Annotated in this window: 14 protein-coding genes; 7 read left to right on the top strand and 7 right to left on the bottom strand. The window is 51.3% G+C overall.

Features of this window, described 5'->3' with window-relative positions:
• Positions 1-105: 105 nt before the first annotated feature.
• On the bottom strand, positions 106-966 hold the full coding sequence (tsf, locus tag E1H14_RS07485; protein WP_149390845.1) for a translation elongation factor Ts: 861 nt from the start codon (positions 964-966) through the stop codon (positions 106-108).
• A 96-nt stretch (positions 967-1,062) separates the two neighbouring features.
• Positions 1,063-1,797, bottom strand: a complete 735-nt coding sequence (rpsB, locus tag E1H14_RS07480; protein WP_149390844.1) for a 30S ribosomal protein S2 — start codon at positions 1,795-1,797, stop codon at positions 1,063-1,065.
• A 266-nt stretch (positions 1,798-2,063) separates the two neighbouring features.
• On the opposite strand from rpsB, the gene map reads away from it, so the two are divergent.
• Together map and E1H14_RS07470 are read left to right on the top strand one after the other, a co-directional pair.
• On the top strand, positions 2,064-2,834 hold the full coding sequence (gene map / locus E1H14_RS07475; protein WP_149390843.1) for a type I methionyl aminopeptidase: 771 nt from the start codon (positions 2,064-2,066) through the stop codon (positions 2,832-2,834).
• A 32-nt stretch (positions 2,835-2,866) separates the two neighbouring features.
• A complete protein-coding gene (locus E1H14_RS07470) occupies positions 2,867-5,569 on the top strand; it encodes a [protein-PII] uridylyltransferase (protein WP_149390842.1) in 2,703 nt (900 codons plus the stop codon).
• Positions 5,570-5,591: 22 nt separating this feature from the next.
• On the opposite strand, the gene E1H14_RS07465 is transcribed toward E1H14_RS07470, so the two are convergent.
• Together E1H14_RS07465 and E1H14_RS07460 are read right to left on the bottom strand one after the other, a co-directional pair.
• Positions 5,592-6,047: an LPP20 family lipoprotein gene (locus tag E1H14_RS07465; protein ID WP_235017418.1), complete on the bottom strand. Its 456-nt coding sequence runs from the start codon at positions 6,045-6,047 to the stop codon at positions 5,592-5,594.
• Complete coding sequence (locus tag E1H14_RS07460; RefSeq protein WP_149390840.1) at positions 6,044-6,757, bottom strand: FlgO family outer membrane protein; 714 nt, start codon at positions 6,755-6,757, stop codon at positions 6,044-6,046. The genes E1H14_RS07465 and E1H14_RS07460 overlap by 4 nt, the downstream gene beginning before the upstream one ends.
• 134 nt (positions 6,758-6,891) lie before the next feature.
• Here E1H14_RS07460 and E1H14_RS07455 point away from each other — a divergent pair, with 134 nt between their 5' ends.
• Both E1H14_RS07455 and zapB read left to right on the top strand, forming a co-directional pair.
• The gene (locus E1H14_RS07455; protein WP_149390839.1) at positions 6,892-8,100 is read left to right on the top strand and encodes a flagellar assembly protein T N-terminal domain-containing protein; all 1,209 of its coding nucleotides are present in this window, start codon (positions 6,892-6,894) and stop codon (positions 8,098-8,100) included.
• Positions 8,101-8,216: 116 nt separating this feature from the next.
• A complete protein-coding gene (gene zapB / locus E1H14_RS07450; RefSeq protein WP_149390838.1) occupies positions 8,217-8,411 on the top strand; it encodes a cell division protein ZapB in 195 nt (64 codons plus the stop codon).
• A gap of 209 nt (positions 8,412-8,620) precedes the next feature.
• Here zapB and E1H14_RS07445 read toward each other — a convergent pair whose 3' ends face one another.
• Positions 8,621-9,274: an OmpA family protein gene (locus tag E1H14_RS07445; protein ID WP_149390837.1), complete on the bottom strand. Its 654-nt coding sequence runs from the start codon at positions 9,272-9,274 to the stop codon at positions 8,621-8,623.
• A gap of 330 nt (positions 9,275-9,604) precedes the next feature.
• Here E1H14_RS07445 and E1H14_RS07440 point away from each other — a divergent pair, with 330 nt between their 5' ends.
• Together E1H14_RS07440 and E1H14_RS07435 are read left to right on the top strand one after the other, a co-directional pair.
• On the top strand, positions 9,605-11,521 hold the full coding sequence (locus E1H14_RS07440; protein WP_149390836.1) for a beta-ketoacyl synthase: 1,917 nt from the start codon (positions 9,605-9,607) through the stop codon (positions 11,519-11,521).
• 38 nt (positions 11,522-11,559) lie between these two features.
• Positions 11,560-11,958, top strand: a complete 399-nt coding sequence (locus E1H14_RS07435) for a hypothetical protein (RefSeq protein WP_149390835.1) — start codon at positions 11,560-11,562, stop codon at positions 11,956-11,958.
• A gap of 39 nt (positions 11,959-11,997) precedes the next feature.
• Here the strand turns inward: E1H14_RS07435 and E1H14_RS07430 are convergent, their stop codons facing one another.
• Together E1H14_RS07430 and E1H14_RS07425 are read right to left on the bottom strand one after the other, a co-directional pair.
• Positions 11,998-12,804, bottom strand: a complete 807-nt coding sequence (locus E1H14_RS07430; protein WP_149390834.1) for a TatD family hydrolase — start codon at positions 12,802-12,804, stop codon at positions 11,998-12,000.
• A complete protein-coding gene (locus E1H14_RS07425) occupies positions 12,805-14,382 on the bottom strand; it encodes a peptide chain release factor 3 (protein ID WP_149390833.1) in 1,578 nt (525 codons plus the stop codon).
• Between the two features lie 230 nt (positions 14,383-14,612).
• Here E1H14_RS07425 and E1H14_RS07420 point away from each other — a divergent pair, with 230 nt between their 5' ends.
• Complete coding sequence (locus E1H14_RS07420; protein ID WP_149390832.1) at positions 14,613-16,475, top strand: putative bifunctional diguanylate cyclase/phosphodiesterase; 1,863 nt, start codon at positions 14,613-14,615, stop codon at positions 16,473-16,475.
• Positions 16,476-16,508: the final 33 nt, after the last annotated feature.

Below are 16,508 nucleotides of genomic sequence, written 5' to 3'. Positions count from 1 at the left end.
CCACTCTCAAGAGTCGGAATAGTTTACAGGAAAACCCAGAATGCGCGCAGACTTTTTTCCGCGCAAAAAAGAAGCAGCCCGACGAGTGCGGGCTGCAGAGATCGATTAACCTTTCAGCTGCTCAGCAACTTCAGCGGCAAAATCTTTCTTCTCAACTTCGATACCTTCACCCACCGCAACACGGATGAAAGAAACTACATCCGCACCCGCTGCCTTAACCAGCTGCGCAACGGTCTGCTCAGGATTTTTAACGAATGGCTGCTCAACCAGGCTGTTTTCAGCAAGGAATTTCTTGATGCGACCCACCGCCATTTTTTCTTTGATTTCCTGAGGCTTACCTTCCATATCAGGCTGCGCCATGATGATGTCTTTTTCGCGATCCAGCTCTTCCTGTGGCATATCTTCACCACGCACAACACGCGGGTTAACAGCAGTAACGTGCATCGCCACATCACGCGCCAGATCCGCTGTGCCGGCAGACAGCGCAACAATTGCAGCCAGACGGTTGGTGCTGTGAACGTACGCATCCACCATCACACCCTCAACTAAGAAGGCACGACGCACAGTAATGTTTTCGCCAATCTTCTGTACCAGCGCTTCACGAGCGGTTTCTAGCTCACCTGCCATCAACGCAGCGATATCTGTCTGCTTGTCAGCGAAAGCTTTTTCCAGAACCGTGTTAACAAAGCCCAGGAAGTTGTCATCACGCGCAACGAAGTCAGTTTCAGAGTTCACTTCCAACACCAGCGCATAGCTGTTGTCTTCCGCAACTTTCACTGCAACGACACCATCTGCAGCAGTACGGCCTGCTTTCTTAGCTGCCTTCATACCAGAGGATTTACGCAGATCGTCGATCGCTTTTTCGATATCGCCTTCTGCCTCGACCAGTGCTTTTTTGCACTCCATCATGCCCAGACCGGTACGCTCACGCAGCTCTTTTACAAGCGCAGCAGAGATGTTTGCCATGTTGCTTACCCCTTAATTAATCACGTTAAACTTGTCTTCAAAAAAGGGGAGCCGCGCTCCCCTTCTTTGCGAATCGATCTTCAAAACCCCACTGAATTACTCAGCAGCGGCTTCTTCAACTTCAACGAACTCGCTCTTATCACCGGCATTCTGACCCAGACCTTCGATGCAAGCATCCGCGATGGATTTAGCATAGATCTGGATAGCACGCAGGGCGTCATCGTTACCTGGAATCACAAAATCAACGCCATCTGGATCGCTGTTAGTATCAACGATACCGATAACAGGGATACCCAGCTTGTTCGCTTCGTTGATTGCGATACGCTCATGGTCAACATCGATAACGAACAGAGCGTCTGGCAAGCCACCCATGTCCTTGATACCACCGATAGACATCTCCAGCTTTTCCATCTCACGACGACGGACTAGAGCTTCTTTCTTAGTCAGTTTGTCGAAAGTACCGTCCTGAGACATGGTTTCCAGGTCACGCAGACGACGGATAGACTGACGAATCGTCTTATAGTTAGTCAGCATACCGCCCAACCAGCGATGGTTGACGTAAGGCATGCCTGCACGCGCAGCTTCTTCTTTCACAACCTTGCCCGCTGCACGCTTGGTGCCCACAAACAAGATTTTGTTTTTGTTAGCGGCCATGCCCTGAACCACATCCAGCGCATTATTCAGCGCAGGCAGAGTGTGCTCCAGGTTAATGATATGGATTTTGTTACGCGCGCCAAAGATGAACTTGTTCATTTTTGGGTTCCAGTAACGCGTCTGGTGACCGAAGTGAACACCTGCTTTCAGCAGGTCACGCATAGAAACTTTTGCCATTTTCTTTACATTCCTGATTATGGGTTTAACCTCCACCTACCCCATATACCCACCGCAAAGCAGCACCCAGGTTATATGTGACGGTAAGTGTGTGTGTTAAGGTGTGCCGAAGCACGATTTTTGGGAGCGCATTTTATAGCATATTCCATGTTTTTTTTAAAGCCATCCCATGCGAAGAATTGCATTCTAGAGCGGTTATCAGAGACCACCGGAATTCGTTACAATAGTGTCTCATTATCCAAACCAGCAGCGATCTGCGGAAGCTTATGACTATTACGATTAAAACTGCCGATGAAATTGAAAAGATGCGCGTGGCGGGCCGCCTTGCTGCCGAAGCCTTAGAGATGATCGCGCCTTATGTTGAAGTGGGCATCACAACCGAAGAGCTCGATCGCATCTGCCATGAGTACATCGTCAAAACGCAGAAAGCGATTCCTGCCCCGCTCAATTATCACGGCTTTCCAAAATCCATCTGCACCTCGGTGAACCAGGTTGTCTGTCACGGCATCCCAGGCCCTAAGGCACTGAAATCCGGCGACATCATCAACATTGATATCACCGTGATTAAAGATGGCTACCATGGTGACACCAGCAAAATGTTCTATGTTGGTGAGGTCGCCCCCCATGCCCAGCGCTTGTGTGAAATTACACAAGAGTGCCTGTATAAAGGCATCGAACTGGTACGTCCCGGCACCCATTTAGGCGATATCGGCCACATCATCCAACAGCATGCCGAAGCACAACACTATTCCGTTGTGCGTGAGTATTGCGGTCATGGCATAGGCAAAGAGTTTCACGAAGATCCGCAGGTTTTGCACTATGGCCGTCCGGGGACCGGGGAGATTCTGCGCGAAGGCATGACTTTCACCATTGAACCCATGATCAACGCAGGCAAGCGTCATGTTAAGCTGTCTAAACGTGATGGCTGGACCGTGGAAACAGCGGATCGCCGTTTATCAGCCCAATGGGAACATACTATTCTAGTCACTGCGGATGGCTACGAAGTCCTCACCCGCCGCAGCGAAGAGACATTCTGATTTCTACCCCCCTGCTCTAGGAGTCTGCATAGATGAGCCAAGTGACTGAAGTTGTATGCGCTGTTCCAGAATATCTGGATCCTGATCAACTCAGTCAGGCTTTACAGGCGGCCGATGCTAAACCCCTTTTTGTCCTGCGCGATGCTTTAAAGCTCGCCAGCGAGCGTATGGACGAAGCCTTTCGCCAGGGAGCCGATATCAGACGCCTGATTTATGGCCGTGCCTGGGTCTTGGATCAGGTACTCAAAGCGGCTTGGTCCTTATTTGACTGGCCCGATGCACAACGCATCGCTTTGGTAGCTGTCGGCGGCTATGGCCGTGGCGAACTCCACCCAGCGTCTGATGTTGACATCCTGCTGCTCACCGATGAACTGGATGCCAACCTTTTCTCTGAGACAATTAGCGCTTTCCTCACTTTACTCTGGGATATGAAACTCGATATCGGTTCCAGCGTGCGCAGTGTCTCGGAGTGTTATAACGAGTGTCGCAATGACATTACGATTGCGACCAACCTGATTGAATCACGCACCCTGGTCGGCAACCCCGAACTCCAACAGAAAATGTATGCCCAGGTCGTCTCTGAAGAAGCCTGGTCAGATCAAGAGTTCTTTAAGGCCAAATTTGCCGAACAACAAGAACGCCACCTTAAAACCAACAACACCGAATACAATCTTGAACCCAATCTCAAGACCTCTCCTGGCGGCCTGCGTGATCTACAAACCCTAGGCTGGGTTTCCAAACGCCACTTTGGTGCAACCTATCTACGCGACCTCGTTGCCCACGGCTTTTTAACGGAATCAGAACTCGACAGCCTGAACAAGGGCGAGCTGTATCTATGGACAGTCCGCTACGCACTACACATGCTGTGTAAACGTCGCGAAGATCGACTGCTGTTTGATCATCAGCGCACACTCGCTGCTTTTTTTGGTTACCAAGATCAACAGGGCGCTCTGGCCGTTGAGCAGTTTATGAGCAAATATTACCGTGTTGCGAAAGCCATGTCGGAGTTTAATGACATGCTGCTGCAATACTTTGATGAAGCCATTCTGCGCTCCGATCAAGAACCGCGCATCGAGCCGATTAACAGCCGTTTTCGTATCCATGATGACTATCTAGAAGTCACCTATGACAAGGTGTTTGAGCATCACCCTTTTGCGCTGATGGAGTTGTTTGTTCTGCTTGCGCAAAATCCAGCGATCCGCGGTGTACGCGCCTCCACGATACGCTTAATTCGCGAACATCGGCACTTAATTGACGAGGATTTCCGCAAAGATCTGCGTAACACCTCTCTGTTTATGGAGCTATTACGCTCTGCAGAAGGGGTATCCACGCAACTTAAACGCATGAATCGTTATGGCATTTTGGGTCGTTATCTACCGGAATTTGGCAAAATCATCGGCCAGATGCAACATGACCTCTTCCATATCTACACCGTGGATGCCCACACCCTGAAGGTGATTCAGATGATGCGCCAATTCCGCCATACGGAAATGCGCGATCAGCTCCCCTTGGCGCACCGCGTCGTCAATCAACTGCCCAAAATCGAGCTTCTCTATATCGCCGGCCTCTATCATGATATTGCCAAAGGCCGCGGCGGGGATCACTCAGAACTGGGGGCTGATGATGTGATCGCCTTCTGCCAACGCCATCATATTGGCAAATGGGACACCCACCTCGTGGCTTGGCTTGTGCGCAACCATCTCATCATGTCGATGACCGCACAAAGACGGGACATCTCCGATCCCGAAGTCATCCATGCGTTTGCCATGCAAGTTCGTGATATTGTGCACCTGAACTATCTCTACGCCCTCACGGTCGCCGATATCAACGCCACCAATCACAACCTTTGGAACAGTTGGCGGGCGACTCTGCTGCGCCAACTCTACACGGAAACCAAACGCGCACTGAGGCGGGGTCTGGAAAACCCAATTAACAAAGAAGACCGCATCGAGCAGCTCCAGCAAGAAGCCATGACGTTGCTGAAGCAGCGCCATCTCAACGAGCAAGATGTCCGCAACTTCTGGACATTACTGGGCGATGAGTACTTTCTGCGCGAAGACGCTCGTAATATTGCCTGGCATACTCAAGCCATCCTTGAGCACGGTGATCGACCTCTGCCTTTAGTGCTGGTGCAAAAAACCTCTTACCGCCTGTATGAAGGGGCGACAGAGATTTTTATCTATGCGGATGATCTCCCCAACCTTTTCCCGGCAACGGTCGCGACCCTCGACCAGCTGCATTTAAGTGTGCAAGATGCTCGTATTATTCCCACCGATAGCGGCCGCACACTCAACACCTATACCGTACTCACCGAGGACAACAAACCTCTGTCTGAAAACCCGGATTATCTAGCCAGTATTCAGAAGCGTTTAACCGAGGAGCTGGACGATCCTGATGATTTCCCCGAAATCATTCAGCGCCGCGTACCACGACTCTTGAAGCTATTTGCCATCCCAACCAGCGTTAATCTCAGCAATGACCCCAGCACCCAACAAACCGTGCTGGAAGTGATTACCTCGGATCGACCTGGGCTCTTGGCACGCTTAGGGCGTATCTTTGTAGAGTTTGGCATCTCGGTGCGTAAAGCCAAGATCTCCAACATCGGCGAGCGCGTAGAGGATTTTTTCTTTATAACCGATCCAGAAGGCCAACCGATTAGTGACCCACAGCTTTGCCGCGCCCTTCAGGAGCGCGTGTGTGAAAAGCTCGACGAGCATTTACAGCAGAACACCTAGCCTCAAGACTAAACTTACACTCTTAGCGCGCCTGCACCCAAGCGCGCTCAACCTGACTTAAATCGACTTCCAATACCGTTGCATAGGTATCGCTCTGCACCGGATAGCTTTTCACCACCCGTGCGCCGCGAACAATACCGGCAACCGACGTTCTGAACTGATCATTCTGCAGCACCATATCCTCAACACGTGAAGTCCCGAACAGGTATTGTCCGTTAATGATCGCCGCCAGCTCTTGATACGCTTGTAACTTAGACGCACGCATCGCCATGAGAATTTTCTGCTGCTCAGTTTGTCCAGGCTGCAAGCTAATCGGCGCATAGCCTGTCGCACTGACCCATTGCGGCTGACTCGCCACCTGCCGAACAGGACGAGACTGTGCAGAATCTGCGCTGGCATTTTCCAGGGTATAGGCCAGCGTTTCACAACCACTCAAGCTCAAGGCACAGAATGCAACGAATAACGCACGCTTGATCACCACACACCTCCAGCTGGACCTTGACGATTTTCAATAATCATACCGCGCTCTATCGCATCCAACGGATGATAACCCGGCCAGCGCCCTTCTAAACGCTGATTCGGAATATGGCTTTGTGCCGAGGCAAGCACCTGACGTGTTGTGGTATCGATCACTCGAGCATTGATCACCACTCCGTCAGGGTAGGCTGCATATGTACCGGTGAGAATAAAATAGATGCGATTACGACTGCGCAACAAAGAGAGGGTTTCTCCATCAGGATCAAGTTTCGCAGTGGTGGTTAAACTGATTGCACGATGATCGACGAGATTGTATCCGAGGTGCTGGAGCTGGTAGATAAAACTCTCCGCCAAACGCTCCCCCATATCACCGGAAAAGTTGCGCGCCTCTAAACGCCGAAAAGGCATAATCGCCATAGGCAAACGTTGCACACGCTGCTCATCCAAACCCAACGCCAAATGCGAAGCCATTAAAGCGATGGCTTCACTGATAGCATCCGTACCGGGTGAAACCGCTTCCACCAATGGCAAGGGTTGAGGCTGACGCAAAGCGCGACTTTCATCATACGCCTCTAGGCTGTTTTGTAGCTGCACCTGCGCTTGGGGGCTGACCTGTTCCAGCGTGACCGGCACAGTCCAACGTTGGCACCCTACCAAACTCACCAAACAGACACTGATCAGCCCTAAACTCGGCAAAACTCTTTTGATCATGCTTTTATCGCCTTCTCACGCTTAATGTTGCGAATCTACCACAAACCTCAGCCACTGACAGGCTTTGCTAGTTGCAGCCTGCGCACAAATTGCATACCTTTTCTTCTCGACTCAACCAGCGAGTACCCTCAACCATGTTACGCCTTTGCATTTTATTGCTCAGCCTTTACTGTTTTTCCGCACAAGCCTCTCCTCTATGGGTTGAGGCTGAGGGCAGTGCAACGATTATCAATGGTGATCTCGGTAATGCGCGTCGCAGCGCGGTGGCACAAGCATCTGAGTTAGCCGCGCTGCAGGCGGCGGCCTATATTTCCACCACCACCGAAATCCAAGGCGGCATCCTGCAGATGGACAATCTGAGGATGAGCAGTTTAGGCCGCCTCAGTAACGTTGAAGTCATCGATGAGCGCATTCAAGGCACGATTTTAAAAGTGCGAATCCGCGCTGAAGTCAGTGTCGATCAAGGTTGTCCGGATGGGCGTGCTGAAGTGGCCTACCGTAAGAGCTTAGGGTTTACCGCCTTCCCTATCCAACATCCACAACAAGCCGCTACCGGCGCGTTACAAAATGCAGCGACTGAACTGCCAAACCTGTTAGCACGTCGCTTGAGCCATGAAACCGGCTTGCATACGATTCTTGCCACACACCTGAGCCTGCATCCCAACCTACAACAGGCACCGACTCGACAACTGGCGGATGGCACCCTGACCCAAGCCACGGCACACAGCGAAACCACCCAGGTGCACTTTCTGATTTCCGGTGTGATTCGTGATCTCAGCCAAGCCAATCCTATTGGCCCGCGTGAGCCCAACGTGGTGACCGATCTTTATCGCCGTCTCGATTACGCCAGCCAACATCACTTAAGACAGTTTGCCCTAGATCTATTTATTCACGACGCACTGACTGGGCAGCTGATGTTCCAACAACACTATCAAACCCAAGGACGCTGGAATGCACGTGAAAAGCCTCTAGGCTTTGCCAGCGCTGGCTTTTGGCAGGAAGATTATGGCCAAGCGGTTGAGCGTTTGATACGCCAGATGTCACAGGAGATCAGTGAACAGTTGCGCTGCCAGGCTTTCAGTGCCCGGATCACCCAAACAGAAGGCAATCGTGTTTGGATTAATGCCGGCAGTCTGAGCGGACTCAAACCGGGTGATCGCCTCAGCGTCTACCGTCGTCAAACCCATTACGATACTTTACACCAGCCCTATTCCGAACTGCAGAATGCGCGCGTCACCCTCACACTGGATCAGGTTGAAGCCAGCTTTGCTTCAGGTACACTGAATACGCAAACCGCTTCCTCGGTCAACATTCAACGCGATGACTGGGTGCGCAGTCACTAAACCCTACCCTAGAGAGTAAATATTTAGGGAGTGAAGATTTAAAGTTGACAGCTCAGGAACCGACTCTTAGGCTGCGCAGCTCTATCCTCATGTGATTTTTCGGAGATTTACCCGCAATGTATAACGAGTTGCTCAATCAGCTAGACAGCAAAATCGAAAGCTTGATCGAAGAAGTAGAAACCTTACGCTTGGAAATCAGTGAGCTGCGTGAACAAAAAACTCAGCTGGAAACCTCCGCCCAAAACCAAAGTGAACGCTTGCAGCAGCTGCTGAACAAATTCAACCGCTTGGATGAAAGCGCCGACCTTTAAACCTCGGAACACCGATCTGGCGATTCGAATTATCCACCCACTTTGCGCCAAACCTATCCAGCGAACCGCCTAGACTGTATCACAAGGGGCGCTTGAGCGCCCCTAATCTATCGAGTCGTTCAGAATTCTCGAGTCATTTAAAGGCTTGAGCAAGCTAAGCCCAGAACCCTCTGCCAAGCACTCAGCCACTTCACCTCAAGCCATCATCTCTAGCCTTGACCACTGATTTTAATTTCAACACGACGGTTCAGAGAGCGACCGTGCGCAGTGGAATTATCCGCCACCGGACGGTTAGGGCCATAACCCACTGTCGTGATTCGCATACCGTTCACGCCGCTACTCATCAAACGCTGCGCCACAGAGTTGGCTCGACGCTCAGACAGCTGCTGATTGTACTGCAATGAACCCGTGCTATCTGTATGCCCCTCCACCACAATCAAAGTCTGATCATACTGGCGCAAAACATTTGCCACTGAGTCCAGAGTGGAGAAAAAAGAAGGATCAATGCGATCTTCATTGGTTGCAAAGGTAATACTACCCGGCATCACCAACTGAATCTCGTCTCCGACTCGATTCACATCCACACCTGTGCCCTGTAATTGCTGACGCAACTGGGCTTCCTGTTGATCCATGTAATAACCGAGTCCACCCCCCACAACCGCACCTAAGAGCGCTCCAGCAAGCGCGCCTTCATTACGCTTACCGCTACCCGCCACCATGGCTCCGAGTGCCGCACCCCCCACAGCTCCCCCGGCACCGCCTTTCACAACATTCGAGGTTTTGGGCTGCTGCGTATAGGGATCTAGCGTGGTACAGCCGGCCAAAACACTAAATGCCAAAGCCGATACTAAAATTTTTTTCATCGTCTTAATCTCATTTTGAGCTGAATTGAAAATGTCTCCTGCGCACCCGCACAGTCTGATCCAAGCGGCGCCCTTTGCTTAGGTTTAAGCGTTGTTGAAGCCGAACGTCTACCCACTAAACTTTGTACACCCAAGTGCTGCTTCCTAAACTCTGATGCCTGAACTCTTGCGCCTAAAACCGGCCTATCAGAACGGATAATGCCTGAACCTAAGATGAAGCAACGACTGAATCGGAATCAACCTCGGACAACGCTGGTATGCCTGATGCCTTACAGATAAAATAGACCACTCTCTGATATTTTTCTGCACTGCCAGTTCAAGGAGCCCCCCTTGTCACAGCTTCCTGTTATCGTCGGTTTCGGCGGCATTAATCCAGCCGGCCGTTCTTCCTTTCATCACGGCTACCGCCGTTTGATTCTGGATCGACTGGATACCGACAGCAAAACAGAAACATTGATGAGCTTGGCCAGCTTGATGGGCTTACTGCGCTATGAAGGTGACAGCTATGTCACACGCGAAGGCCAATCACGCCCCATACATGAGTTGCTCCAGGAGCTCGAGCCCTACATTCGCGACAATACTCTGATCCGACGTATCCATCCGGATTGGTTTGATGTGCAGCATATCATGCTCAATCGTCCCGCGAGCCTTCAAGGTGATGCCCCAGGATTAACCTTCTGTTTACGCAGTCGCCACCTACCGGCCGTCATTCCAGACAACTGGCGCCTCACAGAGCGTGAAGGTGGGTTGACTCAGGTTGAAGTCAGCGGCCTGTGTGACGTAATTTTTCCAGATAGCCGTGTGGCCGCCGTTCAAAGTGCCGGCATGTTACCTACAGGGTTTGATCCCGCCAGCCTCTATCAATCGCGCAACCATCCGCGCGGATTACAAATGAGTGTGTTTGCGGCCTCCGATGCCATGCAGTCGGTAGGAATCGATTTTGATCAGCTGGCACAACAACTGTCGCCTGATCAAATAGCGGTATTTGCCAGCAACTCCATCGGTCAATTAGATGATGCTGGTTTTGGGGGGCTGACTAAATTTCCCGCTTTGGGCAAACGCACCACTTCAAAACAGATGCCCTTAGGCTATGCACAGATGCCTGCCGACTTCGTCAACGCTTACCTGTTAGGCAATGCAGGGATGACAGGTGGCGCCTTGGGTGCCTGTGCGACCTTCCTCTACAACCTGCGCAGCGGTGTCGAGGAGATTCGCAGTGGGCGCCGTAAACTGGTTTTGGTGGGTGGCAGCGACGCACCGGTTACGCCCGAAATCATTGAAGGCTTCCGTGCGATGGGGGCTTTGGCTGAAGACAAGGATCTCATGGCGTTGGATCAACTCAGTGCCATGAACGATGCAGCCTATCGCCGCGCTTGTCGTCCTTTCGGTAATAACTGTGGTTTTACGATCGGAGAAGCCAGCCAATACCTGGTGTTGATGAGTGATGATCTGGCCTTGGCCACAGGTGCTGAAATTTACGGAGCGGTCGCCGATGTTTATGTACATGCCGATGGTTATAAAAAATCCATTTCCGCCCCAGGTATCGGCAATTACATGACCCTCGCTAAAGCGGCCTCCTTAGCACGCCGTTTATTAGGTGAAGAGTCTCTGCGCCAGCGTAGTTATGTGCAAGCGCATGGCACCAGCACGCCACAAAACCGTGTTACCGAATCGCATGTCATTAACGAAACAGCCAAAGCATTTTCCATTCCACACTGGCCAGTCTCGGCAGTGAAAGCCTATGTTGGCCACTCGCAAGGCTGTGCCGGTGGCGATCAGATCATGTCCGCTTTAGGGGTTTGGAAATATGGCATTATTCCCGGCCTCATCACGACGCCAGAGATCGCCGGTGACGTCCATCAATCCAACCTGAAGCTACCTTTGCAGCATCTGGATGTGGGTGTTGAAGGGATGGACTCTGTTTTAATCAATGCCAAAGGCTTTGGCGGCAACAATGCCAGCGCCCTTTTACTCTCTCCCCTAGCGACCGAGAAACTTTTGCAACAACGTTATGCGACAGAAACGCTGACGCACTGGCAGAAGGCGCGAGAAAGCGTTCGCGAAACCGCTCAGGCCTATGACCAAGCCCAAATTCGCGGTCAGGCACGTCCAATTTATCGCTACGATCATCAAGTGCTGACCGGTGAAGATTTAACCATCAGCGATCGTGAAATCAAACTGCCCGGTTATGCTCAGGCCATCTCGGTGGATGTGGATAATCCCTATGCCGACTGGACAGAAAAATAACCCTAAGCGTGAAGCCTGTACTAAGGAAGGAGTATTCGATGAAGTCCATCTTGGTTGTTGCCTTAACCAGCCTATTGCTCAGTGGCTGTTTATCGATGCCGAGCCTGCCACAACAAACCCCGGCGGCCACTTATTACACGTTGGACGCTCGCAGTCTTAAACTTTGCCGAGGTGATGGGCGCTCACGTTGCTATTCTCTTAGCAATGTCGCTTCGGCACGCACCCTGCTCCGCCCCGTGGAAGAGGTCTATGGACAACAGGTGAAAGGCCCTAACTATCCCCTTAATTTTGCCCGTATGCTGATCAACCCACCGGATCAGAGTTATCAGAGCGAAAGTGATGATGGGCGTATTTATCGCTTACCCATTAATGCACATACAGATGCCGCTTGGCGTGCTATGGAAAACATCTACGCCAGTTATTACAACCGTAGCTAAAGCAGCTGGAGCGAAGAACTGCCGATTCCAAGAGTCGGCTTAAGGCCCAGCTAACTGTGGAATCAAACGGCAGGCATTCTGTCCCGTTTGTGCGATGACATTGGCTAAGGATTCTTGACGCAACTCTGCCAAAACATGTGCAATCTCGGGCAAATAACGGGGTGAGTTACAGCCCTGTACTCCCGCCGGCACCATGTCCGGGGCATCGGTTTCCAACACCCAATGCTCGAGAGGCAACTGCTGCACCAAGCGCCTGAGTTTATGCGCACGTGGATAGGTCAGCACCCCTCCCACCCCTAAACAAAACCCTAAAGCAATATACTGTTGCGCCTGCTGTGCACTGCCGGAGAAAGCATGCACGATACCACCACAAGGCAGCGAGAAACGGCGCAATAAAGCCAAAACCTGATCATGTGCTTTCACAACATGCAAGAGTACAGGTTTAGAGTAACTCTGAGCCAAACGTAACTGCGCTTCTAACCAAGGGATCTGCTCAGCTAGATCTGCCTGCCCTTCCCGAGCGTCCAAACCTATCTCACCTAAGGCCACCACCTTAGGATTGTCCGCCAGTTGAGCCTCTAAGACCTCAAGACTTTGCGCCTGATGTGCTGCTAGAAAGCAAGGATGCAAACCCAGTGCGACTTTAATCCGATCCGGCTCCCGCTGTGCGCAAGCCAATACTCGGGGGAAAAACTCGGCACTAATCGCCGGCACAAGGATACGTTCCACTAAACGACCCTCTGCCACCCTCGACGCAGAGTCTAACCCAGCTATCTCTTGCAACCAGAGCTGGCATTCCAACTCCAGCTCTGGGAAATCAAGATGACAGTGGGTATCAATCAGCATTTAATGTTCACGTGTCGCACGGAAAGCCACATCCGGCCAACGCTCTTGGGTGAGAGAGAGATTGACCCGCGTGGGCGCTAGATAAGTCAACAAGCCCGCACCATCTAAAGCTAGGTTTTCATGGGCTTTCTTACGGAAATCCTCCAGCATTTTCGGATCCGTGCACTCGACCCAACGTGCGGTCTGCACCGATACGGCTTCATACAGACATTCCACCTTGTACTCATCCCGCAAACGATAGACCACCACCTCAAACTGCAACTGACCCACCGCACCCAAGATGAGATCGTTGTTTTTCAGTGGCTGGAACAACTGAACCGCACCTTCTTCCGAAAGCTGCTGCAAGCCTTTTTGTAATTGCTTCATTTTCAACGGATCTTTCGGGCGCACCCGACGGAACATCTCAGGCGCAAAATGAGGAATCCCCGTGAACTTTAATGCTTCACCTGCCGTAAAGGTGTCGCCAATCTGAATGGTACCGTGGTTATGCAGCCCGATAATATCCCCCGACCAGGCCTCTTCAACGTTCTCACGATCACCGGCCAAAAAGGTCACCGCATCGGCAATACGCACATCCTTTCCAGTACGCACATGGCGCATCTTCATACCGCGAGTGTAACTGCCCGAACAGATACGCATAAAGGCGATACGGTCACGATGCTTAGGATCCATGTTCGCCTGAATTTTAAAGACAAACCCGGAAAACTCGGCCTCGTCCGCCGCAACCGAGCGTGTTTCAGTCGGGCGTGAAGGCGGCGCAGGTGCCCACTGCACAAACTCATTGAGCATTTCTCGCACACCAAAATTGCCCAGTGCCGTCCCGAAGAACACAGGTGTCATCACACCCTGCAAGTAAGCCTGCATATCCCAAGCATGGGTCGCACCCCGGACCAACTCAATCTCTTCCACAAAACTATCGTATTCATCGTCCAGCAGCGCACGCGCTTCATCACTCTCCAACCCCAGAATCAAACGTTCATCCGCTAGGGTGTGCCCCATGCCTGGGGTGTAGAGGTGTAAAGTATCGGTGTACAGGTTATAGACACCTTTAAACCATTTACCGGAACCAATCGGCCAATTGATCGGTGCGGCCTGAATATTCAGGACCTCTTCAATCTCATCCAGCAACTCGATCGGATCACGAATATCACGGTCCAACTTATTCACAAAGGAGAAGATGGGCGTATCACGCAGCCGACACACTTCCATCAATTTAATCGTACGATCCTCAACCCCCTTCGCACCATCCACCACCATGAGCGCAGAATCAACTGCGGTCAGTGTACGGTAGGTATCTTCCGAAAAGTCTTCGTGGCCCGGAGTATCCAGCAGATTCACAATCCGTCCGTTGTACGGGAACTGCATCACTGAGGAGGTAATCGAAATGCCACGTTCCTGCTCCATACTCATCCAGTCTGAGGTGGCATGGCGGTCACTGCCACGCCCCTTGACGGTACCGGCCACCTGAATCAACTGACCTAAGAGCAAGAGTTTTTCGGTGATGGTGGTTTTACCAGCATCCGGGTGCGAAATAATCGCAAAAGTACGACGTTTGGAAACTTCCTGGGCAATCGACATGAATTTGGGTCTTCTGTTCTGATCAGGGACAGGGCCTTGCGCCCCGTGTGTGGGTTAATCATAAATTGGCGGCTATTTTCGCTGATCAAGCGACGTTAAACAACGGCTGTCATCATTGCCTGCGCAAGCTTCGCGAAAGGCTTATGGGATTTTGCAGAAAGATCTGTTACAACTAAATCATTAATTCTGTGCCAACCTTCTGATGAAGGTTTCCATAATAAAGATAAACGATGCAACAGATATTCTCGCAACTGCGTGCACAACAGCAGATACAAGATCAGATCGCCCAGGGCGCTTCTCTGCAAGCGGTCCTAGATGCCATCTGCGCCTATCTTGAAGAGCAGATCCCCGATGCGCTCTGCTCAGTGATGTTACTCGATCCCTCCGAGCAAACACTTAATCTGATCGCCAGTGTCAGTCTTCCGGCCGCCTATACTCAAGCCATGCATCATATCCCGGTTGCAGAAGGAATGGGCGCCTGCGGAAATACCGCTTGGAGTAAAGAAGCAACGGTGGTCTATGACATCCTGACCGCGCCAGGCTGGGGTAAGGTGCGTGCCCTGGCAGAAGAAAATGATCTTCGCGCCTGCTGGTCTTATCCGCTGATATCTTCCGAGCAAGCTCTGCTCGGAACCTTTGCCACCTACTACCGCCAGCCTCGCCGCCCGAGTAAGACAGATATTAAACGTATCGCACGTGCCGCCGGCTTAGCCAGCTTAGCGATAGAACGTCATCAGGATCGCGCTAGATTACGCGACTATGAAGCTCGCCTCGCCTATTTTGCCAGCCATGATCGTTTAACCTCTTTACCCAATCGTGCTGTGTTGGAAGATCGCCTGCGCCATGATTTTGATTTAGCGCGTCGGCATCAGCGCTTACTGAGCCTGATGTTTATCGATCTGGATGGCTTTAAACCCATCAATGACAGCCTCGGACATCAGGTAGGGGATGCCATCCTCACCGCAGCGGCTGAGCGTATTCAACGTGTGCTGCAACCCAGCGATACCCTGTCACGCTTTAACGCCGACGAGTTTGTTCTTTTATTGCCGAATCTTGAAGACGAAGATCAAACACAAGCCTTGGCTGAACAGATTCTGCACCATCTAGCCCTGCCCTACCTCCTCGAACCTGAGGCATTACATCTCACCGCCAGTATCGGCATTGCGACCAATCATGATCCGGCGCAAGATGCCCTAGAGTTGATTCAGTTTGCCGATCAAGCTATGACACGCGCCAAACAACAGGGGCGTAACACCTTTGAGTGGTACACCCACGATATCTCTGAGCGTTTAAATCAACGTGTAAGCCTACGTCGCGAACTACAAGAAGCGATTGATGCTGAAAAGCTCGAGCTGCATTATCAGCCCCTCGTTTGTGCGCAAACACTTGAAGTGATCAGTCTAGAAGCCCTGCTGCGTTGGAATCATCCTGACAAGGGTTATATCTCACCCGCTGACTTCATCCCTTTAGCAGAAGAAACAGGACAGATCATTCCGTTAAGTAACTGGGTCATCAAACAAGCTTGCTTAGACTCTCTGGACTTGGAGAAACAACTGCACAAGCTTTACCCGATTGCCGTCAATATTTCACCCCTGCAGTTCCGACGCAGCAGCTTTTTAGATCATCTATTTGCCTCCTTAGAGGAGTTTCAACGCCCCACTCAAGCTCTGGAGTTGGAGCTGACCGAAGGGATTTTGATGGATAATCCCGACACCGCGATTCGTTTACTGAAACTTCTGCGCTTAGCCGGTGTGAAGGTCGCGATTGATGACTTTGGCACAGGCTTTTCCAGTTTGAGTTATTTAAAGCGTCTACCCATAAGCAAAATCAAAATTGATCGGAGTTTTGTACGTGAAGTGACCCACAGCTCTGCTGATGCCGCGATTATTCAGGGCGTCATCTCAATGGCCCATCATATGCAGCTACAAGTGGTGGCTGAAGGGATTGAAAAGCCTGAGCAACAAGCGTTTCTACAACAATCAGGATGCGATCTTTTACAAGGCTTTTTATTCGCACGCCCTATGTCAAAACCCGCGTTACTTGAATTTTTGCAGACGGCTAAGGCTGTGGAAAAGAACTTTTTAGAACCCTAGCGATGGTGTCATCCAACTGGATGAATTGCCTGA

Origin of the sequence: Nitrincola tapanii, from assembly GCF_008368715.1 — a bacterium.
GTDB classification, from domain to species: domain Bacteria; phylum Pseudomonadota; class Gammaproteobacteria; order Pseudomonadales; family Balneatricaceae; genus Nitrincola; species Nitrincola tapanii.
Note: the sequence above shows the minus strand (reverse complement) of the source record. Positions and strands in the feature narration are given on the sequence as shown.